This is a genomic window from Anaerosalibacter massiliensis (assembly GCF_024623155.1).
GTDB classification, from domain to species: domain Bacteria; phylum Bacillota; class Clostridia; order Tissierellales; family Sporanaerobacteraceae; genus Anaerosalibacter; species Anaerosalibacter massiliensis.
On sequence record NZ_JANJZL010000003.1, the window covers coordinates 269687 to 290579 of the forward strand.

Below are 20893 nucleotides of genomic sequence, written 5' to 3' on the forward strand. Positions count from 1 at the left end.
ATAAAGTTATGAAATGGATAAAGCAAATCTATGATTGTTTTCATGCTTATAAACAATGGTTTTTTATGTTGATGGCTACAAGTCTCCTTTTTAGTTTTTTAGCTTGGTTGGCTTATCCTGAAACGTTTAAGGTTTTAGTAGGACTAATGATTGTTTTTACTCTAGCAATGATATCGTTATCTGTATTCATTATAATTAGAAAGCAAAAAATAATAAAAGCTGCCTTTCAGGATTTTTTGTTAGAACCGAATGAAACGAACGAAGAAAGATTATGTCATGTATCTCCTAAAACACATTGGTCATTTATCCGTAGAATGGGAAGTGTCATAAGATCATATCAATCAGAACTTAATGATCAAGCCATTGAGTTAACCGATTATGAAAATTATATAGAAGGGTGGGTTCATGAAATTAAAAAGCCTCTGTCATTAATGACATTGGTATTAGATAACCGCAGTGACGAAATGTCTCCCCTTGTTAGACAACGTATGTTTCATGTCAGAGATAAAATCCTTGGAGACGTAGAGCGAATTTTGTATTTTGCAAGACTTAGGGCTACTCATAAAGATTATATTTTTGAGTCTATAAACTTACTAGCATTTTGTAAACAGACAATAGAGAACCATCAATCACTATTAGATGAATCTGCTTTTCAAATACAGTTCATAGGTGAAGAAATGCAAATTTTATCTGACCGCAAGGGATTAGCTTTTATATTAGAACAAATAATCTCTAATAGCACAAAATATGTTTCACAGAATCAGGATCCTCCAATTCTGAAATTTGAAACGGTTTATGATGAAATGAGTGATCAAACTATTTTAAATATTACTGATAATGGACCTGGTGTATCTGAAGAAGATTTACCATTTATTTTTGACAAGGGCTTTACTGGAGGGCGAGGTACGTATACAAGGCAAGCAACAGGAATGGGACTCTTCTTAGTGAGCAAAATGGCTTATGATCTAGCAATTCAGTTGGATGTAAAATCAGGGATTGGTTCAGGGCTGACCATATCACTAATATTTCCGCATGTGAAACAATAAGCTATCAATTACACATTAATGAGTTATGCTTAGATAATGAGACTGTAGAAAAGCACCACCAATACAAAAAATGGGAGGTGTAAAAGTGAAAAAGCAATATAAAGATTTTTACAAATTGTGTTTAGGTTGGTTTATTATACTATCCACTTACTTACTAATAGTTTTCACAGTTATCTTTGGCGGCTTCAAGAGCGTAAAGAATGTTCTAGGAATTTTACTACTAGTTTTTCCCTATACAGTTGGTGCATTGTATTATTTATTCTACTGTAAAGGGAAACGTAAAACTTTTTATGCATTAGGTTTTTTTGTCCCTAGTATTACAGAGAAAATCATAATATATTTACTAAGTGCATATATTTATGATATTAATCCTCTGTATATTACAAGTGTTATGCAAAGGATTGTTGATGAAGGATCGCATATAAGGCAAGGTATCGACGGTGTTCGAATCTATTATCCTTATTTTTTTTCATTTTTTAGTTGGGGTTATGTATTTGGTGGGTTGCTAATTTCTATAATTATGACAATATTTCTAGTTAGAGCACAAAATAGTGTGGATCTATAAACTTCATTCCATGTGTGAATCCAGAGATTTCAATTGCTAAATTATAACTCCTTATAATTTTAAATATAAGGAATTTGCTGATAAGCCATTACGGGAACGCAGGTAACAAAGCGAGAAGGTTTCCAAGAAATCCATTGGATACGCTGAAAATTGAAAAAGCATTTCTGGAAAGCTATTGCATTATGTGTAATAACAACAAAGATGTTTTACAAGAGTTTTTGCAGAGAATGGAAGACGTTTTAAGCTCAAGTACTATTCACAAGGAGACTTCTAAAATTGAAAAAGAAGTTCAATTATTAGAATCAAAAAAGAACAAGTTAGTAAATATGAGGCTAGAGGATATTATAGATAAGGAAACATATGAAGAGAAATATACCGATATACTACAGAAGATAGATGTAAAAATTCAGGATATTCAGGATAGAGAAAAGTTGACATCAAATTTGGAAGAAGAAAAGGATATTAAAAACGTTTATTAGGTTTTAAAAAAGTGTTGGAACAGAATAAGGTTATTGATACGTTTGACCGCTATGTGTTTGAAAGTGTGGTTGAAAAAGTTATTGTTAGTGGGATAGATGAAGAGGGAAACAAAGACCCTGCAATGATAACATTCGTATATAAAACAGGATTGGATAACAGTCTTGATGGAAATAGATTTAAGCCTGCAAGAAAAAATGCGAAAAATAAAAAGTCTGAATCATCTGATGAATTGTGTTCACATGTAGGTAACGAGGATAACAAAATGTATCCACATAGTGGTGATGACACAGGATAAAGAGAAATGTGGTACTATGTTTTAGGCATCCAGAAGGTAGTCGATTATGATTCGAGTGGAGAATGCAAAGTTTTTATAGTAAAAGCTATTAACAATGATATAACTCTTTGGCAAATAACATAAGTTTTAATAAAAATATTGAAAGAGATATAAGATTATGTGTAATGATTGAAACATAAAATAGAAGTTACTTAATTAAGTAACTTCTATTTTATGTTTGTCCTCTTCATTTTTTTGTTTTGATATTTTAAAAGCATCTTTTCACTTATTTTTTATCAAGGATTAATTACAATAGTAATATAGTCATCTATGCTTTTACACTAATGTTACTAATTACTTAACAGCTAATATAGTAATATTGTTTAATTATCTGTTATTATTTTCTATAATTAGAGATTTTGCAATAAATGATAATATAAACAATACAGTTAATACTGATATTATTCTAATATCATAGGTATTTGGATATTCTAGCGTATTTTTGATGAAAACAAAAAATATCATAAAAAATGCAATTAAAATCAATGAAATATTGCATATTATATTGGTTAATTTTGTTAGTTTTGGCTTGACCATGCTTTATCCTTTCCTACGCGTAATTTTAACCATTCTGTTCCAGCCCCAGTAACTCCTCCAACCCATGATACGTCTGCTGAAAGTTTTGCCTCTGCTGGTCCTGAGATATCCTCTCTTTTTTTCACTATTTTTAATTTACGATTACTATAGCTTCCACCTACTACTTTAACCCAGGAATCATATACTCTACTTATATAGTCATATGCACCATTTACATTAGTATAATCAGCATAAAATCCCATGCCAACCAGACCTTTTTTTGTGCTAACTTTAGCTCCCCTTACTGAAGTGTATCCTGATCCAGATGAAACACTTCCACCTGTAACTGCAGAAGGTGAAATCATAGGCAATTCTAATTTTGTTTCAATTACTGATCCATCAGGAAATGTATATCTTTTAACAGGCTCATCAATTGATACATTAAAATAATTTTCTGGTATTTTTGAAACTTGTTCTTCATCCATACAATCCCAAATTTGATTATTTTCTAACTTATTGATTAAATTGTCTTGAGTCGTTTTATCAATATTAAGTTCATCTAGCATCTCTCTGATTTCAAGCTTGTCCTCTTCTGAAAGATTAACAACATTAGATTCTACAGAATCTGCATAACAGGTTATCCCCCCCCCTAAAATAATTGTTAGTAATAGAATGCTTGAAATAAAAAATTTTTTCATAAATAAAACTCCCCCTTTTAATGAATTAATTTAGTGTCCAAACAACTAATAAAAAAACAAGATGAATATCTATTGAATTTCATTATACTATTTATAGGGTTAGTTTGCAAATATCGGAGAAACTGTTATTGGTGTTTGTCAAGTAAGTTGTCGCATTTAATTATAAAAACATTTAATTCCTTCGTTTCCGATTTGCCATTGACATAGAGTCTCTGCCTACATGGTTTGGATACCTGAAGACATGGCTATAGAAAGGTACTGCCTTCTTCAAAGGCTACTATTAGTCTACTGAACATGTTTATTATTAAATAAAGTTTGTAGTGCTGTCCTTTGATAAGCGCATTTAACCAGGTAATGTCCCAAGTCCATACTTGGTTTGGAGTTGTAGCTGCATGCGGAGTGTGTAGTTCAGATAATGTATTGTAAACAAGAAGAAAAGTAGAGTGTTTTAACCACAAGGTATTGTAGTTTGAAGGTAAAAAATGGGCTAAAACTGGATAAGAATTATCCAGTTTTGAGGTTGATTTTTTGAAAAGAAAGTTACATCTTTAAATTGAAATTTTTATAATTTATATTTTATAAAAGAACGCTAATTTTAGCGTTCTTTTCCATTATGATTTGAAAATAATAATAAAAGCTTAAAGAATAACGATAAAAATATAAAGAATAACGATAAAAAATTATTGAAATTGTTTAATTTGTGATATATAATGTTGAAAGTAGTTAACAAACAAAAATATTTTAAGGTGAGGTAATATTTATGAAAGAAAAAATAAGTTCAAAATTATTAAATGGACTTGTAATTGTAGGAATTGTTTTAACGATTCTTGCACTTATAGCTACACCACTTGTTATTACAGCACTTTTGAAAACCTCAAATAGAGAACTATTAAGTTCTAATATGGTGCTAATATTGACAGGATGTATCTATGTCTGTGCAACTCCATATCTTGTGGCACTATTTAAATTAAAATCCATTTGTAGGTTACTTTGTTCACAAAATTCTTTTTCTCCTAAAATTGCAAAGGAATTTCAAATAATTGCAATTTGTGCATTTAGTGAGGCAGTACTCTTTATATTGGCAGAGCTATTCCTCTATTTTGACCGCAGCTTATTTTTGTATGCACTAACGATAATTCCTTCAATTATTGTTCCTTTTGTCTCTATAACAGCAGGATTTCTCTCATTAATTATGTCAAACATTTTTAAAAAAGCGGCAGAGATAAAAGAAGAAGTAGACCTTACTTTTTAATTGGAGGTGCAATTGTATGATAGTTATCAACTTAGACGTTATGATGGCAAAACGGAAAATGTCACTTACTGAGTTATCTGAAAAACTTGATATGACGATGGCAAATGTTTCAAACTTTAAAAACCAAAAAGCTAAGGCCGTTAGGTTTACTACCCTTGATGCATTGTGTAGAATACTTGATTGTCAACCGGGTGATATTCTGGAATACAGAGAGGATGTATGATTATGGAAAAAATATCTAAAACGATCTTTAAAATAATAGGTGTAATATTAATTATTGTGGTTATAGGCATAGTTATCTTACTTATTAAAGGGCCGAGTGACCCCATAGTTTTAACAGACGAGGAAGCAATAAAGCAAAATGAACAGCAGAGTAAGTTATATGAGAATGTGGATTTGGCTGGATTTGATACAGTTTCAATTACAGGAGAGAAAGTAACATCCGACTATTTTAAAGACTATAAAATAACAATGATAAATATTTGGACAACAAACTGTAATCCATGTATTGCTGAAATGCCAGATATTGCAAAACTCTACGATAGCAGACCTAAAGATAGTAATATTATCTCAATTTGTGCTGATACTGTTGATAACAAGGATGCTGTAGAATTTGCTACAAAAGTTATGGATGATGCAGGTGCTAAGTTCTTAACTTTAATTCCAGATGATGTGTTGCAAAAAGCATTGACTGACAGAGCAACTCTTTTTCCAACCACTATCTTTGTAGATTCAAAAGGTAAAATAATTGGACAACCACACTTCGGTGGTCGAACCGAAGACGATTATAGACAAGCAATTCTTGACAGATTAGAAGAAGTTGAAAAATCAAAATAAACAGGAGTGAGCAAACTACGATGAGAAAAATAGAATTGACGAAATTAAATATACGGTATGCTCTTCTTATTTCCTCTTTTTTATTTGTTGGGGTAGGCATTCTTCGTGGAGAGCATTTGGTGGTATTGAAAAAAGCAGTTAATATCTGCCTTGAATGTATAGGTGTCGGATAATGGATAAACTAAAAATAAGCGAACAGCGTATTATTCAAACTATTACAACGATTATTACAAATGGATATATTGTTGGATTTATGAAAGGTAAAATATTTACAGGTAACTCAAAATTTATTTGTGTGCCGGGACTGAATTGTTATTCTTGTCCTGGTGCTGTTGGATCTTGTCCTATTGGCTCTTTGCAAGCAGTTTTAGGAGGTAGGAAACATAATTTTTCCTTTTATGTATTAGGATTTATTATGCTGTTTGGAGTGCTTCTTGGAAGATTTGTTTGTGGTTTTCTATGTCCGTTTGGATTTTTACAGGATTTGCTTCATAAAATTAAGTTACCAAAAATCAAGGTCCCAAAAAGAATAGATAAGCCACTTCGGTATTTAAAATATGCTATACTCTTAATTCCTGTTATTCTATTGCCAATTTTTCTAACCAATCAATATGGTATGGCACAGCCTTACTTCTGCCAATGGATTTGTCCGGCAGGAACGCTGGAGGGTGGTATCCCGCTACTCATTAAAAATGAACCTTTAAGAGAAACAATTGGATTTTTGTTTAATTGGAAAATGGGGATATTAGTATTAATAATCGCTGTTTCAATATTTATATATAGACCTTTTTGTAAGTACATCTGTCCTCTCGGCGCATTTTATTCACTTTTCAATAAGTTTAGCTTTTATCAAATGAATGTGGATAAACTAAAATGTAACGGCTGCAAAACTTGTGAAAAGCAGTGTAAGATGAATGTTAAAATAACAAAAGATATTAATTCGGTGGAATGTATTCGTTGTGGAGAGTGCAAAAAGGCCTGTCCGAAGGGTGCAATAACATCAGGAGTTTACTTAGAAGGTACAGTAGGAGTTACCAAGACAAATGAGCATACCTTTCATCAATAAAAATAATAAAGAAAATTCAAGGGCATTGAGATGAAAAAAATCTGATGCCTTTGCTTTTATAGGCAAAAAGCAATTCAAAAATCTATTATTCAATAAAAATTTCTTAGGCTATATTCTTCGTTATATTTCTGTGTATTAGTATCATAATTTTGTCAAAACCTATGTTGAAATGGGTTATTAATAAGACAAATAGAAAGATTGACAGGAATTATTTATTGAGATAACTATTTATTTGGGGGACTTTTTATGCAGAAATAAGCAAAATAAAGGAGTCCCCAATGAAAATTGATAGGTTTCTTTGAAAAGAATATTCTTTAAAGATTGTTATAAGAAATTGCAAAATGTAAAATTGTTAAAGATGATGAAGGATTGATATACTTATGAGAATCATCACCTTTAAAACGGATTGAATCGTACTCATCTAATTGATAAGTATCACTGTTTATATTCATTGTTAATTGACCTGACATAACAGTAACAAATTCCACAACACCTTGTGGATGTGTTTCAGGAAGATATTCTCCCTTAGGCTGTAGGTAACCACGATAGAATTCTAGTAAACCATGAGAATAAAACAAAGGCTCGACAATTAATGTGTTATTAGAACTACTCAGTTTCAGTCCGTCTTTCTTCCGGGCAATGGAGACATTCGATTGGATAGATAATATTGCACTTATAGGAATGTTTAGACCATTTGCAATTTTCCACATTACAGATAATGTAGAATTGGCCTCTCCGTTTTCTATTTTTATTAATGTCAATCATTGCGATTAAGAGAATAAAAATGTTTCTTCCTTCTGTTGTATTTGGAGGAATTATGGGATTTTTAACCCGCTATTTTTTTACTTAAATTTAATGGGAATATTAGGTATTATATTCAGTATATAAATAGTTTTGCTATAATACAATGAAGAATCATTATTAAAATAAAAAAACTGAAACTTCTGTCTTTTTATTGTCTAGTTGAAATTTTTATATTATAATTAATTTACAAAGGAAGTGATAAATATGGAGTTTAAAAAATTTGGCCATAAGTATGTTGTTAGATTGGAAAAAGGGGAAGAGGTAGTAGAATCCATTAAAAAACTATGCCGAGAAGAAGGTATAAAACTAGGTACTATTTCTGGTCTTGGAGCTACAAATAGAGCAGTGATAGGCCTATTTGAAACAAGTAGCAAAGAATATCACTCAAAGGAACTAACAGGAGATATGGAGATTACAAGTCTTATAGGAAATATATCTCAGATGGATGGAGAAGTTTATCTACATATTCATATAAACTTAGCAAATGAAGAAAACAATGTATTTGGCGGACATTTAAATTTAGCGGTAATTAGTGCTACAGGAGAGATAGTTGTAGATGCAATAGAGGGAACAGTGGATAGAGAATTCAATGAAAAGGTTGGACTAAATCTTTTTAAATTTTAGTTAGAGCACAATCATAACAATACAGGAGAACCGTCCCTCTGTGTTGTCACATATTTTTTATACTTCGTGGTAACTTATGTTGGGTTTAAGAGAAGTCTTTACTCTACTTTGCGTTAAAATGAATTAGAAAGGTAAGTTATGATTTAGAATCAAGAAAGTATTATTTCATTTAGAACCACCTTTCAATTATTTTTTCTGGTAATTTATCTATTCATAAGTCAGGACAATGACGATTTTCTTAACAAAAAGCTGGCATTAGCCTGATCTTGTTTTTTAAATGTAGTTGGGGAGATTGTTATGATAGGAAAGGGGCGTGAAACCAAGTGGTAGATGTAATATATGGTATATATTTTGTAATTCTTGGTATGAAAAATTAGACTATATATTAAAGGTAATAATACTATGTTATAATCTTTGTAGAAATGGTTCTATGCTTGGTATTAGTATGTAATGAAAAGAAAAATTCACTTAGGGGTAGATGAAAATGAAAAAATTAAAATTAAAGAATGGAAATACAATGATAATTAGAAAAGCAAATAAATTTGATGCTAAGGCAATATTAGAATATATCGACACAGTTAGCGGAGAATCAGTATTTTTGACATTTGGACAAGGTGAATTTGATAAAACTATTGAACAGGAAGAAAATTTTATTGATAATATTTCAAAAAAAGACAATGCATTGTTCATTATTGCAGAAGTAGATGGAAAAATAGTTGGGAACTTAAATTTTTCAGGAGGTGCAAGGCCACGAATAGCACATACTGGAGAATTTGGGATTAGTGTTTTAAAGGAATATTGGGGTCAAAGTATAGGAACGGAACTTATAAAGTATTTAATTGAGTGGTGTAAACAATCAGGAGTAATAAGAAAAATTAATTTGAGAGTTAGAAGTGATAATTATTCAGCAATTCATGTGTATGAAAAACTTGGTTTTAGTAAAGAAGGAATAATAACAAGGGATTTTCTAATTAACGGTAGGTTCTACGATTCTATATGTATGGGATTGAATATTGACTGATATATTTTTAATTTCTACAATATTGAATTTAATTACCTTGCCTTGTAGATTAAATCTTTTTAAATTCACCAGTGGAGAAATTAATGATAAATGTCTTGAATATGAAGAATTAGTTAGATTATCGATATGTAAGCAACGAGCAGGAATTAATTTTAGAATAATGAGAAAAATATAGCACAGAAGAATCGTCCCCTTGTGCTATATTAGTTTAGTTGTGTTTTTTCAATGTTTTAATATTTGGAAATGCTTTTTCTAAACGTTTATGAACAAATCCTTTTTCTTTCAATATCTTTTCATATTTTACTTTTAGTTCTTTGATTCTTATACTTTTCTTACTTAGTATATCATCAAATTCTGATCTTTGTTCCTCAATCTTGTACTTCATATTGTCTTTAGTCTTAATTGCTAATGTGGTACCTTTATAAATATTTTCACCAATATCATTAGAATAATATCTTAACTTTTCCGCTATTTCATCAAGTATATATATGTGTTTTTTTATTTTCATGATACCCAAAATTGTTATAATAAGATCTATTATTAAACATATTAATATCAGAAATAATATAATATTACCAATTGTATTATCTAGGATAGATATAGATTTTGAGATAGGTGGATGAATTATATCAACCATAAATACTCCACTAATACCCCATATAATTGAAAAAGCTAAACATATATATCCTCTAATATTAAAAGGCATATCAGAATAATTCCACCATTTATCATGAAATATTTTTTCGAGTATAAATCCTGTTATATATTCTAAAATAGATGTAAGTAAGAATGAACCTAAAAATAATAAGATAAAATTATATTTTAGGGGAGTTAATAAATAAAGTAATATTACCATACCAAAGCCATAAATTGGACATACAGCTCCATTTAAGAAACCTCTATTAACGAACTGCCCAGATTTTACTACGTGATATACAACTTCAACACACCAGCCTAAGAAAGCATAAATGATAAAAAACCACAGATATTCTGAAAAAGAGTACATATTATATTACCTCCATATAATGCTAGGATATTTAATAATATGGATTATAACTAAAAAGATATAAAAACACAATATATAATTAGTATTATTTAATCTATTAGATAAATATGAATAATTAATTATGGAAAAATAAAAATATCATAAAAAATATTGCAAAACAATTTTTCTGGTAGTAAAATAATTTTGTTATTCTTTATAGGGTGGTGTTGAAATGAATTTAATTACATTTAATCCATTTAGGACTATAAGCATACCTAATATAACATATATTAAACCAGAAAATATTTTTAAAGAAATAGATAAAATAAAATCTGCAGATTGCATATTATTTCCAGAATATTGGCAGGTAAATTCTTTAGTTTATGGACTCAAAAAGAAAATATTTCCTAATATTAGCACTTATCAGCTAGGGCATAATAAAGTTGAAACTACTAGAGCATTATGGACTACTTTCCCTAAAAATGTACCTTATACTCAAATATTAAGTAAATATAACATTAACATTGAAACTATTGAAGAAGAATTTGGATACCCCTTAGTAGCTAAAGAAATAAAAAACTCTATGGGAAGAGGAGTTTTCCTTATAAAAAACAGACAAGAATTGAAAACTTATATAGAAAATAATGATATCTTATATATTCAAGAAAAACTTCCTATAGATAGAGATTTAAGAATAATATATGTAGGTAATAAGATAATAGGAGCTTACTGGAGAATAGCTAGAGAGGGAGAGTTTCATAATAATATTGCAAAAGGAGCTATTTATGACTATAATAATATTCCCTCAAAGGCAATTGAATTGGTAGAAAAAGTTGCTTCTAGTTTAAATATAAATCATGCAGGATTTGATATAGCAGTAGTTGGGGATGCTTATTATATACTAGAATATAATGTAATGTTTGGAAATGAAGGTTTAAAAAATATGGGAGTTAACATAGAAAAACATATTTATGATTATATTCTATCATATCCAGACTTTAATCCTAATACTCCTATGTACCCTGAAGCTTCATAATTAAATATATACTTGAGGTAGTGATGAAGAATAAATACCACCTGAGGTTTAGCTTCGGTGGTATTTAAAAATTAAATTTTTTTAATAGGGAAGCATGCTTCTGTAACCCAATTATCAGGATTATTTTCAGTAGCAGGACTTACATGGTAAATATTAAACATAGCACCATTAAATTCGTAATTATTATCTGATACCCAGTGAGCAACTGTTTCATTAACTAGATGAATTTGATTATAATGGCCTTTAAATGTTACGGAAGCTACTTTCGTAGTATCAGTATCTTTGAAGATAACATTATTAGCATTAGAGTAATTGCCAATTACAGATATTTGTATTTCAACATCCACATCATTTTCCTTGTGTTCCTTATCGTGAAATATAGCCATGGAGTAGCATGGATTTGAAAATTTTACATTTTGAGAATCTAGTTCCTTCATCATTTTTTCCCAAAGGATATGTTCCATTTCATAAGATGGAATAATATCTCTAAAGCTAGCAACTTTCATTCTAGGAATTTCTTTTACTATAACAGAATAACTCATAGCATTATCATCCTTTCTAAGTCGATCAATAGTATTTTCAAGGAGAAGTAATCTATTTTGGGATTCTTCATATTCTTTTTTTACAATAGATTTTTGCAGTAAAAGATATTCTTCTAATTTTTTAGGATCAGAATAACAATTTAAGATGTCGGAAATATTAGATAGACTAAATCCCATATATTTTAGTACGTGGATTTTACTAGTTATAGTAAGCTGAGATTCGCTATAATATCTATAGCCATTAGAAGAATCAATCATATCAGGTTTTAATAGTCCGATATCATCATAATGTCTAAGCATACGAATACTAATCCTCGATAGTTTTGAAAAATCGCCTATTTTTAACATTTATACACCTCACACATGTATGATTTTTGAGCTCAATATTAGTATAAAGCATAACATAATGTTAGAGTCAATAAGAAAATAGAAATTAAGTAAACAGGATAAGAAATACGGTTTTATATTAATGTATATACATTAGTAGGCTAATATTTGATACAATAGAAAATAATAAAATAAATTATTAAAATTATGTTTTTTAAGTATCAAGAAAGAGTTTTGTTCTGTAAAGGAGGCCGTTCAATGAAAGTAATACATGATAATTTACATGATGGAATAGTTGCGCTACCTTCTTTTCCAGTAGTTTTTGTTACAGTAGGAAATAATATTATGGTTGTTGGAGCATTTCATTTCTATTCTTTCAATCCTCCATCTGTAATGGTAGGGATTAAACCTGAGAAGTATACCTATGAATTAATTAATTCAAAGAAAGAATTTGCTATCAATATACCAACTAAGAAGCAATTAGATAAAATACATATTTGCGGTACTATATCTGGAAGAGATGGAAATAAATATATAAAGGCAAATCTGACACCACAAAGAGGAAACAAAATTGATAGTTATATTATAGAGGAATGTCCAGTAAATCTTGAGTGTAAAGTTGTACATCGAATTGATTATACAGGTAGTCATAAGTGGTTTATTGGAGAAATAAAAGAAGTGCATATAGATGAAAATTATGCTCGTGATGATGCATTAATGTTTTGGCTTGGACAGTTTAGAAATGTAGGTGAAAAAATTGAGGGAATTAGTAATGATGAACTTTTCAATTCTTAGCAGACTATTGATGATTTAAAGATTGAAAAAATTGTAAAAGTGGCAAGTTTATATCCAACAGATATTATACATAAATTAATATATAGGAATTCAGTTGAAAATTCCAGTTTATGATTAGAAGAGGGGATTATTTTTTGGGGTGATAAAGTGAATTTAAAAATAATTGAGAATGAAAAACCTTTATGGACATTGAAATATTTAGAGGAAGTATGTAAACATACTAAAAGTTTTGGAAATGATATATTATTAGGAGCAAATGAAATCAAAAATAATATAAATAAAGGGTCTCCAGATATTAGAATTGATATTTTAGATAGCAGATGTTTTGAAATATATGAGGATGACAATTTTATTGGAGATATTGTTTTAGTAAAAGATCGAAATAATAGTGGAGAATTTTTTTATGATATATCTATACTTATATTTAGTGAATACCAATTTAACGGTTATGGATACAAAGCTTTAAGTTTATTTGTAGAGGATGAATATTTAGATGAATTGCCAATAGAGGCATTTATAAGAAAAGAAAACCCATTTTTTAATGTCATTAAAAATATTTTATTGAAAGTAGGATTTTTAGAAACGGAGGATAAACAGGTTTTAGTTTATAATAAGTTAACTATATAGTTTAATTATTTTATAATATTTACTATATTGCAAATAAAAAATCTTGCAAAATGTCGAATGTTCTGGTATATTCATTATATAAAAACAGAATATTGCTCTCATATAATCCTGATAATATGGTTCAGGAGTTTCTACAGGATAACCTAAAATTATCCTACTATGGGTGAGGATAAACAGATAATAAATAAAAAGGTATTGTATTAATTTTAACCTTTGTTTATATACTAAAGAAACTGGAATTCTTTCCTATAGAGAATTCCAGTTTCTTTAGTATATACTTTTTTATGTGAGAGCAATGTAAAGGAGAGACATAAATGGACTATTTAAAAGACTTCCTCGCAGCACTGAGTGTTATCCTTAATGGATTACCTCAAGGACTTTTAGCATTATCATTTGGATTTGCATCAGTACCAACAGCTTTAGCATTTATTGTTGGTGCAATAGGATGTTTAATATTTGGTGTAGTAGCACCAGTTTCATTTCAGGCAGAAACTATTACATTAGCAGGAACAATGGGTAAAAACATGAAAGAACGAATATCTATGGTTATTTTAGGTGCTATAGGGATGACTATCATAGGTGCATTTGGCTTACTCGAAAAAATTGTAAATTTTATTGGACCTGCAATTACTAGTGGAATGATGGCAGGAGTAGGAATTATGCTGGCACGTGTTTCTATTGATATGGCAAGAAAAAATAAGATAGTTGGATTCAGTTCTATTGCTATTAGCTTTGTTACTTATATGTTTACAGAAGATTTAGTATATACAATTGCTATTTCTGTAATTGCATCAAGTGTTATTGCATTGATATTAAAACAGGAATCTGATATTAATATTTCTGAAAGAGAGAAATTTGTTTTTCAAAAGCCTGTTATAAATATTGATGTTATTCGTGGTGCCTTAGCTATGATATGTTTAAATATAGGTGCTAATATTGCATTTGGAAAGATCACTGGTAATATTGCAAATACTAATGTTAATATAGACCATCTATCAATTGTTAGTAGTCTGGCAGATTTAGCATCAGCAATATTTGGAGGTGGACCTGTTGAATCTATTATTTCCGCAACAGGAGGCGCACCACACCCTTTAATGTCTGGTGTTTTAATGATGGCTTTGATGGCGATTATTTTATTTGCAGGCTTATTGCCTAAAATGGGGAAATATATACCTAGCGAATCAATTGCTGGATTCTTGTTCGTACTAGGAGCTATTGTAACTGTACCAGTCAATGCTGTATCTGCATTAACTACTGCAGGAATGCCAGGGGGACCAATTGTTGGAGGAATAACTATGACTGTAACAGCAATCACTGATCCATTTTTAGGCATGATAGCAGGTATTATTATTAAAGCTTTTGCTAGTATATTGGGAATGTAATATATAAGGAGGATAAAAAATGGAAGAGACATATTCTATTGAAATAGCTGGAGTGACACGGGAATTACCTATTGTACAGATTAGTGATAATCTTTGTATTGCTAGCTTTGTAATATTAGGAGATACTGAACTGGTTTCTGTAGCAGCTCCTGAAATAGTGAAAAAATTGCCTAATGTAGATGTACTATTAACAGCAGAGGCAAAAGGAATTCCCTTAGTATTTGAGATGTCAAAGTTGTTAGATATGGAAAAATATATCGTGGCTAGAAAAAGTATTAAGCCTTATATGAATTCACCTATTATTGATGAAGTTATATCTATAACTACGCAAGATAAGCAATTATTGTGTTTAGATGAACAGGATGCTGAATATATAAAAGGGAAACGGGTAGCTATTATTGACGATGTTATAAGTACTGGAGGTTCTATACAGGCTATGGAAAGACTTGTAGAATCGGCAGGAGGTATTGTTGAAGCTAAAGCAGCTATATTAGCAGAAGGAGAAGCGGCTAATAGGAAAGATATTATATTTTTAGAATACCTTCCAATCTTTGAGAAAAAATAAATTGTAGTAAACAGCTATAAAAATAAGAGGTCTTCTTAGTTAATTATTTAAGTTAATTACCTAGGGAGATTTTTGTTTATGGGTATAGATATAAATAGTTTTATTAATATAAAATTTATAATTCTAGGGGGAGTTTGATAATTTTGCTATTGTGGTATTATAATGTAATGTACCGAAAGCTGATATTAATAAAATCCATAAATATTGAGTATAAATAATATTTTAAAAAACATATATAAATGATAAGGAGAGACAGTATATGATAAAGAATTTAAAAAATAAAAAAGCCAAAATACATTCAGAATCATTTATTGCTGAAACAGCAAATATTGTAGGAGATGTAACCATAGGAGAAGGTAGTAGTTTTTGGTATGGTGCAGTAGCTCGAGGGGATATGAGTTATATTAATGTTGGGAAACACACTAATATTCAAGATAATGTTACTTTACACGTAGATACTAATCTTCCTTTAGAAATTGGTGACTATACTACTGTAGGACATAATGCAGTAGTCCATGGTTGTAAAGTAGGTAATAATTGTTTGATAGGTATGGGAGCAATAATTTTAAATAATGCTGTTATTGGAGATAATTGTATAATAGGAGCAGGAGCTCTAATTCCAGAAGGGGTTAATATACCAGAAAACTCTTTAGTCCTTGGTATTCCTGGGAAGATTATAAGAAAAGTAAGAGAAGAGGAAATAGAGAAAACAAGATATAATGCAATTAGATATGAAAAATTATGGAAAAATGAGCATATATGATATCTAAAGTAGGGACAGATTTAACTGTCCCTATAATATTCTGATCAATGGTATAATTAGTACTGAAGTTTTATTTATAAAAATTTAGAGTATAAAATAATTTACAATTTAAAAAGAAGGAATGAATTAAATGAAAAAAGATTTTACTGAAAGAATTACTGGTAGAACAAAACTAATGGCTTTATTAGGTTCACCTATTTCCCATAGTCTATCACCTAAAATGCATAATTTATCATTTGAAAAGCTAGGATTAGATTATATTTATTTAGCATTTGATGTAAATAGTGATGAACAATTAGCTGATGTAATCAAGGGATTTCGGGCCTTAAATATTCGTGGTGCAAATATTACAATGCCAAATAAAACATTAGTATGCAAGTATTTAGATAAATTGTCTCCAGCTGCTGAAATGACTGGTTCAGTAAATACAATAGTGAATGATGGTGGAGTACTAAAAGGTTATATGACAGATGGTGTAGGCTATATGCGATCATTAAAGGAGGAAGGCATTGATATCATTGGTAAAAAGATAGTAGTTGCTGGTGCTGGAGGGGCAGCAACAGCAATTTGCGTACAAGCAGCTTTAGATGGTGTAAAAGAAATATCTATATTTAATAGAAAAACTTCTTCATATACAAGGGCAGAAAAAGTGGCTCAAAAAATAAACAAGGAAACAAATTGTAAAGCTAAAGTATTTGATCTTTATAATATAAATATATTGAGAACAGAAATACAGGAAAGTTCAATTTTTATAGATGCAACATCTGTAGGAATGAAGCCACTGGAAGATAAATGTAATATTCCGGATCCATCTATATTATATCCTGATTTAGTTGTTTCAGATATAGTTTATGAACCTAGTAAGACAAAACTATTAAATATGGCTGAAAAACAAGGTTGCAAGGTAATTAATGGTTATGGAATGGTATTATGGCAAGGGGCAGAAGCTTTTAAATTATGGACAGGAAAGGAAATGCCAGTTGATTATGTGAAAGAATTATTGTTTAAAAAATAGAAGGTGAAGAAATGAGTGATGTAGTAACTGTAAGAAATATAAATATTGGCGAGGGAAATACAAAAATATTTGTACCTATTGTAGGTAAAACTCAAGATGAAATAATTAGTGAAACTGAAAGCATTAAAAAATTATTACCTGATGTAGTAGAGTGGCGTGTAGATTTTTATGAAGAAGTGGAAAGAATGGATAAAGTTTTAGAAACATTAATATATATAAGGAAAAATTTAAAAGATGTACCCATATTATTTACTTTTCGTAGTATCAGAGAAGGCGGAAATAAAAAGATAAGTGATGAATATTATATAAAGTTAAATTGTATGGCTATAGAATCAAAAATTATAGATTTAATAGACATTGAACTTTTTAATAAAGAAGAAAATATAAAGAAGATTTTAAATACAGCACATTCTAATAGTGTTTATGTAATAATGTCAAATCATGATTTTAAACAAACTCCTCCAAAAGACGAAATAATATCTAGGCTATTGAAGATGCAAAACCTAAGAGCTGATATATTAAAAGTAGCATTTATGCCAAATAGTGTTAGTGATGTTTTAGTCCTTTTAGAGGCTACAAATTATATGAAAGAGAATCATGCTAATAAGCCATTGATTACAATTTCTATGGGAAAAAAGGGAGTTATAAGTAGGATAGTAGGAAAAACATTTGGTTCTGCTGCTACTTTTGCGTCTGGAGAAAAAGTTTCAGCACCAGGGCAAATATTTGCTTTAGAACTTAGACAGATTCTTAGTGTATTAAATAAATAATAGTTTATTTATTTAATATAAACAAGAATACCTCAACTTCTAATCAAAACATAGAACGTACTTCTAGACTTGTAAAACAAGAGAGGTACAATAGGTATATGACTAATTCAACAATAATAAGGATTATCTAGCAAGGTTAAAACTTAATTACCAAATTTCTTGTGAATTTAGCTTAGTGGTTAGAATCTCTCATAGGGGTAAATAAGTGGGGGGAGTTCACTTGACATATAAATGAAATTAGAATAAAATGATATTATAATTAAATACGGTTGTTTATGGTATTTTTGATTATATCAAAAATTTAAAAGGGAAGATTGGTGAAATGCCAACACGGTCCCGCCACTGTAATGGAAATTTGAGTTCACTTATACCACTGTTCTTTCAATAAAAGAATGGGAAGGTGCGAATTTATTATAAACCTAAGTCAGGAGACCTGCCATAAATAAGACACTTATGATTGCTCACGAGGATGAGAAGGTGTAAAAGATATAGTATGGCTATGTCTATGCTTTCTTGTGCCTATAGAAAACAAACACTCTTCATCTCTGAGGGGTGTTTTTTATATTGTTTATTTTTATGAAAGATTAAGGAGGTATATTATGGAAAATAAGAAAAGAGAAATATTAAATGTACATAGGTACAGGGTTGCTTGTAAAGAGTTTGATTCTAATAAGAAGATACCAAAAGAGGATATTGATTTTTTACTTGAAGTTGGTAGACTTTCTCCTAGTTCTTTTGGATTTGAACCTTGGAAGTTTATTGTAATCCAAGATGATAAGTTAAAGGAAGACTTAATTTCTTTAACTTTAGATTGTGAAAAACAAATTTCAACATCAAGCCATTTGGTAATGATGCTTGCAAGAAAAGGTTCAGATATTATATATAGTTCTGACTATATAACTTATATAATGAAAGATGTAAAAAATATACCAGAAGATGAGATAAGTGAAAGACGTGAAGATTATAGAGTTTTTCAGAGGGAAAACTTTAAGCTTTTAAATGATAAAGAAGCTATGTTCCAATGGTCAATAAAACAGACTTACATTCCCTTAGGGAATATGATAACGGCTGCTGCAGAAATAGGTATAAGCTCTTGTCCTATAGAAAATTTTCACAGGGAGAAGTTAGAAAAATTATTAGAAGACAATGGAATATTAGATAGTTCAAAATTTGGAGTTTCTTGTCTAGTAACTTTTGGATACAAGAAAGATAAAGTCTATATAGAAAAAGCTAGAAGGCCAATTGGGGAAGTAGTAGAATGGATAAAGTAAATATTCTCTAATTTATATATAAAAAAGCTTAGAGCCATATATGGTTCTAAGCTTTTTCGTCTAATTTTACAAATTATTTTGTTCTTTAAACTTTTTTACTATTTTAACAATTTCTTTTTTATAATCATCTTCTCCAGGATATCCTTCTACTATATAGCCATGTTCTCTAACTTTTCCTAAAATCATTAAATTTCTATATAAATGATTATCTCCTGTTCCTTGCCATCTCATATCAGTTATTATTCCGATTATTAGCCTTGGTTTTTTAGTGACAATACTATATTCTTCTTCCATTTCCTTAATTAATCCAAAGCCCATTACTTCTCCAGCAACCCCATCGTCTATAGTAAGTCCATCTAAACAGGCAAATAATATATTGGCCTTTTTTAACTCAAGAGTATCAGCTTGAGCTATTTTTATATCAGTGATAATATTATCATTTTCTCTTTTATCATTGATTTCAGCATTTCTTTGTGGAACATACATAGCAATTCCCGTTTCATCTTCAATATAGCTAGCTACTTCTTCTGTCCATCTAAATACGGCATCATTAAAAAAATGTGAAGCAAAATATCCTTTCATTTTTAAACCTCCTAACTATTCTTACTTTAAATACCCTTATATATAATAATTAATCTTTACTATATTTGCAAAGCAATTAAAATTTGTTCTAATTGGGTATATAAATAAATAGATAAAATGGTAGGAGGGATAATATGAAAAATATAGATATAGAAAAAAGAAAAGAAGAGATATTGAATGCACATAAATTTAGATTTGCTTGTAAGGAATTTGATCCAGATAAGAAGATACCAGAAGATGATTTTAACTTTTTACTTGAAGTAGGAAGGTTATCTCCTAGTTCTTTTGGATTTGAGCCATGGAAGTTTGTTGTAGTTGAAAATGAAGAACTTAGAGAAAAATTATTGCCAGTAGTTTGGGGAGTTAAAAGACAGATGCCAACATTGAGTCATTTGGTAATAATATTGGCTAGAAAAAGCTCAGATGTTATATATAGCTCTGATTATATTACTCATATGATGAAAGATATACACAAAATGCCAGAAGATAAAGTAAAAGAAAGACGTGAAAAATATAGAAAATTTCAAAATGAAGATTTTAAAATCTTAAATAATGATAAGGATATGTTTGAATGGTCAGTGAGACAGACATATATTGCTCTTGGAAATATGCTAACTGCAGCAGCAGAAATAGGTGTAGATTCTTGCCCTATAGAAGGGTTTCATAAGGAAAAGCTAGAAAAGTTATTAGAAGATGAAGGAATATTGGATAGGGAAAAATTTGGGGTATCTACTTTAGTAGCATTTGGATATAGAAAAGAAGATCCTCATAGAGACAAAACCAGAAGAAAAATGGAAGAAGTAGTGGAATGGATTAAATAATTGGAGAATAAATTTAAATTTTTCTGTTGCATTACTATTTTTAATTTGTTATAATGTAAATACATTAGAATACGTTTGCACAATGAAGTGCAATAGACATGGCGACGACGCTTATAATGGAGTGGATATTCACTTCACTATAGGCGTTTTTTTGTAATTTTAAAAGAAA

26 protein-coding genes and 2 riboswitches are annotated in these 20893 nt (G+C 29.7%); of the genes, 21 read left to right on the forward strand and 5 right to left on the reverse strand.

Annotated features, from left to right (window positions below; genetic code table 11):
- Window positions 1–8 precede the first annotated feature (8 nt).
- From NSA23_RS06620 to NSA23_RS06635, 4 genes are all read left to right on the forward strand, one after another.
- Entirely contained in the window at window positions 9–1046 is a 1038-nt protein-coding gene (locus tag NSA23_RS06620) for a sensor histidine kinase (RefSeq protein ID WP_042679774.1), read from the forward strand.
- Window positions 1047–1131: 85 nt separating this feature from the next.
- Window positions 1132–1611, forward strand: coding sequence for a hypothetical protein (locus NSA23_RS06625; protein WP_050069729.1), 480 nt, complete (start codon window positions 1132–1134; stop codon window positions 1609–1611).
- A gap of 182 nt (window positions 1612–1793) precedes the next feature.
- Window positions 1794–2090 carry a hypothetical protein gene (locus tag NSA23_RS06630; RefSeq protein WP_257490346.1) on the forward strand — a complete coding sequence of 99 codons (297 nt, stop codon included), beginning with the start codon at window positions 1794–1796 and terminating at the stop codon, window positions 2088–2090.
- An 11-nt stretch (window positions 2091–2101) separates the two neighbouring features.
- Entirely contained in the window at window positions 2102–2386 is a 285-nt protein-coding gene (locus NSA23_RS06635) for a hypothetical protein (protein WP_075052106.1), read from the forward strand.
- 557 nt (window positions 2387–2943) lie between these two features.
- On the opposite strand, the gene NSA23_RS06640 is transcribed toward NSA23_RS06635, so the two are convergent.
- Entirely contained in the window at window positions 2944–3639 is a 696-nt protein-coding gene (locus NSA23_RS06640) for a hypothetical protein (RefSeq protein ID WP_257490347.1), read from the reverse strand.
- Between the two features lie 760 nt (window positions 3640–4399).
- Between NSA23_RS06640 and NSA23_RS06645 the strand changes: the two genes are divergently transcribed.
- From NSA23_RS06645 to NSA23_RS06665, 5 genes are read left to right on the forward strand one after another with little or no spacing between them, the layout of a single operon-like run.
- Entirely contained in the window at window positions 4400–4891 is a 492-nt protein-coding gene (locus NSA23_RS06645; protein WP_042679768.1) for a DUF2975 domain-containing protein, read from the forward strand.
- A 16-nt stretch (window positions 4892–4907) separates the two neighbouring features.
- Window positions 4908–5114, forward strand: coding sequence for a helix-turn-helix domain-containing protein (locus NSA23_RS06650; protein WP_042679766.1), 207 nt, complete (start codon window positions 4908–4910; stop codon window positions 5112–5114).
- Window positions 5115–5116: 2 nt separating this feature from the next.
- Complete coding sequence (locus NSA23_RS06655; protein ID WP_042679764.1) at window positions 5117–5728, forward strand: TlpA family protein disulfide reductase; 612 nt, start codon at window positions 5117–5119, stop codon at window positions 5726–5728.
- A gap of 20 nt (window positions 5729–5748) precedes the next feature.
- Window positions 5749–5901: a CD1871A family CXXC motif-containing protein gene (locus NSA23_RS06660; protein ID WP_257490348.1), complete on the forward strand. Its 153-nt coding sequence runs from the start codon at window positions 5749–5751 to the stop codon at window positions 5899–5901.
- Window positions 5901–6794, forward strand: a complete 894-nt coding sequence (locus NSA23_RS06665; protein ID WP_187116640.1) for a 4Fe-4S binding protein — start codon at window positions 5901–5903, stop codon at window positions 6792–6794. The genes NSA23_RS06660 and NSA23_RS06665 overlap by 1 nt, the downstream gene beginning before the upstream one ends.
- A gap of 314 nt (window positions 6795–7108) precedes the next feature.
- Here NSA23_RS06665 and NSA23_RS06670 read toward each other — a convergent pair whose 3' ends face one another.
- Entirely contained in the window at window positions 7109–7555 is a 447-nt protein-coding gene (locus NSA23_RS06670) for a helix-turn-helix domain-containing protein (RefSeq protein ID WP_222704728.1), read from the reverse strand.
- 247 nt (window positions 7556–7802) lie between these two features.
- On the opposite strand from NSA23_RS06670, the gene NSA23_RS06675 reads away from it, so the two are divergent.
- Both NSA23_RS06675 and NSA23_RS06680 read left to right on the forward strand, forming a co-directional pair.
- Window positions 7803–8222 (forward strand): PPC domain-containing DNA-binding protein, encoded by a 420-nt coding sequence (locus NSA23_RS06675; protein ID WP_042679758.1) that lies wholly within the window; start codon window positions 7803–7805, stop codon window positions 8220–8222.
- A gap of 484 nt (window positions 8223–8706) precedes the next feature.
- Entirely contained in the window at window positions 8707–9243 is a 537-nt protein-coding gene (locus NSA23_RS06680; protein ID WP_042679756.1) for a GNAT family N-acetyltransferase, read from the forward strand.
- A 208-nt stretch (window positions 9244–9451) separates the two neighbouring features.
- Here the strand turns inward: NSA23_RS06680 and NSA23_RS06685 are convergent, their stop codons facing one another.
- Window positions 9452–10249 carry a putative ABC transporter permease gene (locus NSA23_RS06685; RefSeq protein ID WP_042679754.1) on the reverse strand — a complete coding sequence of 266 codons (798 nt, stop codon included), beginning with the start codon at window positions 10247–10249 and terminating at the stop codon, window positions 9452–9454.
- 211 nt (window positions 10250–10460) lie between these two features.
- Here NSA23_RS06685 and NSA23_RS06690 point away from each other — a divergent pair, with 211 nt between their 5' ends.
- Complete coding sequence (locus NSA23_RS06690; RefSeq protein WP_042679752.1) at window positions 10461–11264, forward strand: ATP-grasp domain-containing protein; 804 nt, start codon at window positions 10461–10463, stop codon at window positions 11262–11264.
- Window positions 11265–11335: 71 nt separating this feature from the next.
- Here NSA23_RS06690 and NSA23_RS06695 read toward each other — a convergent pair whose 3' ends face one another.
- Window positions 11336–12154, reverse strand: a complete 819-nt coding sequence (locus tag NSA23_RS06695; protein ID WP_042679750.1) for a MerR family transcriptional regulator — start codon at window positions 12152–12154, stop codon at window positions 11336–11338.
- Window positions 12155–12391: 237 nt separating this feature from the next.
- Here NSA23_RS06695 and NSA23_RS06700 point away from each other — a divergent pair, with 237 nt between their 5' ends.
- The 8 genes from NSA23_RS06700 (at window position 12392) to NSA23_RS06735 (ending at window position 19321) form a co-directional block, all read left to right on the forward strand.
- Window positions 12392–12928 carry a flavin reductase family protein gene (locus NSA23_RS06700; RefSeq protein WP_050069728.1) on the forward strand — a complete coding sequence of 179 codons (537 nt, stop codon included), beginning with the start codon at window positions 12392–12394 and terminating at the stop codon, window positions 12926–12928.
- A gap of 147 nt (window positions 12929–13075) precedes the next feature.
- The gene (locus tag NSA23_RS06705) at window positions 13076–13555 is read left to right on the forward strand and encodes a GNAT family N-acetyltransferase (protein ID WP_042679747.1); all 480 of its coding nucleotides are present in this window, start codon (window positions 13076–13078) and stop codon (window positions 13553–13555) included.
- 78 nt (window positions 13556–13633) lie between these two features.
- Window positions 13634–13735, forward strand: a riboswitch (purine riboswitch).
- A 134-nt stretch (window positions 13736–13869) separates the two neighbouring features.
- A complete protein-coding gene (locus NSA23_RS06710) occupies window positions 13870–14937 on the forward strand; it encodes a SulP family inorganic anion transporter (protein WP_042679745.1) in 1068 nt (355 codons plus the stop codon).
- Between the two features lie 19 nt (window positions 14938–14956).
- Window positions 14957–15502, forward strand: a complete 546-nt coding sequence (locus tag NSA23_RS06715) for a phosphoribosyltransferase family protein (RefSeq protein WP_042679743.1) — start codon at window positions 14957–14959, stop codon at window positions 15500–15502.
- A gap of 259 nt (window positions 15503–15761) precedes the next feature.
- Window positions 15762–16265 carry a gamma carbonic anhydrase family protein gene (locus NSA23_RS06720; protein ID WP_042679741.1) on the forward strand — a complete coding sequence of 168 codons (504 nt, stop codon included), beginning with the start codon at window positions 15762–15764 and terminating at the stop codon, window positions 16263–16265.
- A gap of 130 nt (window positions 16266–16395) precedes the next feature.
- Window positions 16396–17280, forward strand: coding sequence for a shikimate dehydrogenase (locus tag NSA23_RS06725; RefSeq protein WP_042679739.1), 885 nt, complete (start codon window positions 16396–16398; stop codon window positions 17278–17280).
- An 11-nt stretch (window positions 17281–17291) separates the two neighbouring features.
- Window positions 17292–18050: a type I 3-dehydroquinate dehydratase gene (gene aroD / locus NSA23_RS06730; protein ID WP_257490349.1), complete on the forward strand. Its 759-nt coding sequence runs from the start codon at window positions 17292–17294 to the stop codon at window positions 18048–18050.
- A gap of 259 nt (window positions 18051–18309) precedes the next feature.
- Window positions 18310–18505: riboswitch (cobalamin riboswitch) on the forward strand.
- A 144-nt stretch (window positions 18506–18649) separates the two neighbouring features.
- Window positions 18650–19321 (forward strand): NAD(P)H-dependent oxidoreductase, encoded by a 672-nt coding sequence (locus tag NSA23_RS06735; RefSeq protein ID WP_042680541.1) that lies wholly within the window; start codon window positions 18650–18652, stop codon window positions 19319–19321.
- A gap of 66 nt (window positions 19322–19387) precedes the next feature.
- Here NSA23_RS06735 and NSA23_RS06740 read toward each other — a convergent pair whose 3' ends face one another.
- Window positions 19388–19903, reverse strand: a complete 516-nt coding sequence (locus NSA23_RS06740; RefSeq protein ID WP_042680543.1) for a nucleoside 2-deoxyribosyltransferase — start codon at window positions 19901–19903, stop codon at window positions 19388–19390.
- Window positions 19904–20037: 134 nt separating this feature from the next.
- Between NSA23_RS06740 and NSA23_RS06745 the strand changes: the two genes are divergently transcribed.
- Entirely contained in the window at window positions 20038–20724 is a 687-nt protein-coding gene (locus NSA23_RS06745) for an NAD(P)H-dependent oxidoreductase (RefSeq protein ID WP_042680545.1), read from the forward strand.
- Window positions 20725–20893 lie beyond the last annotated feature (169 nt).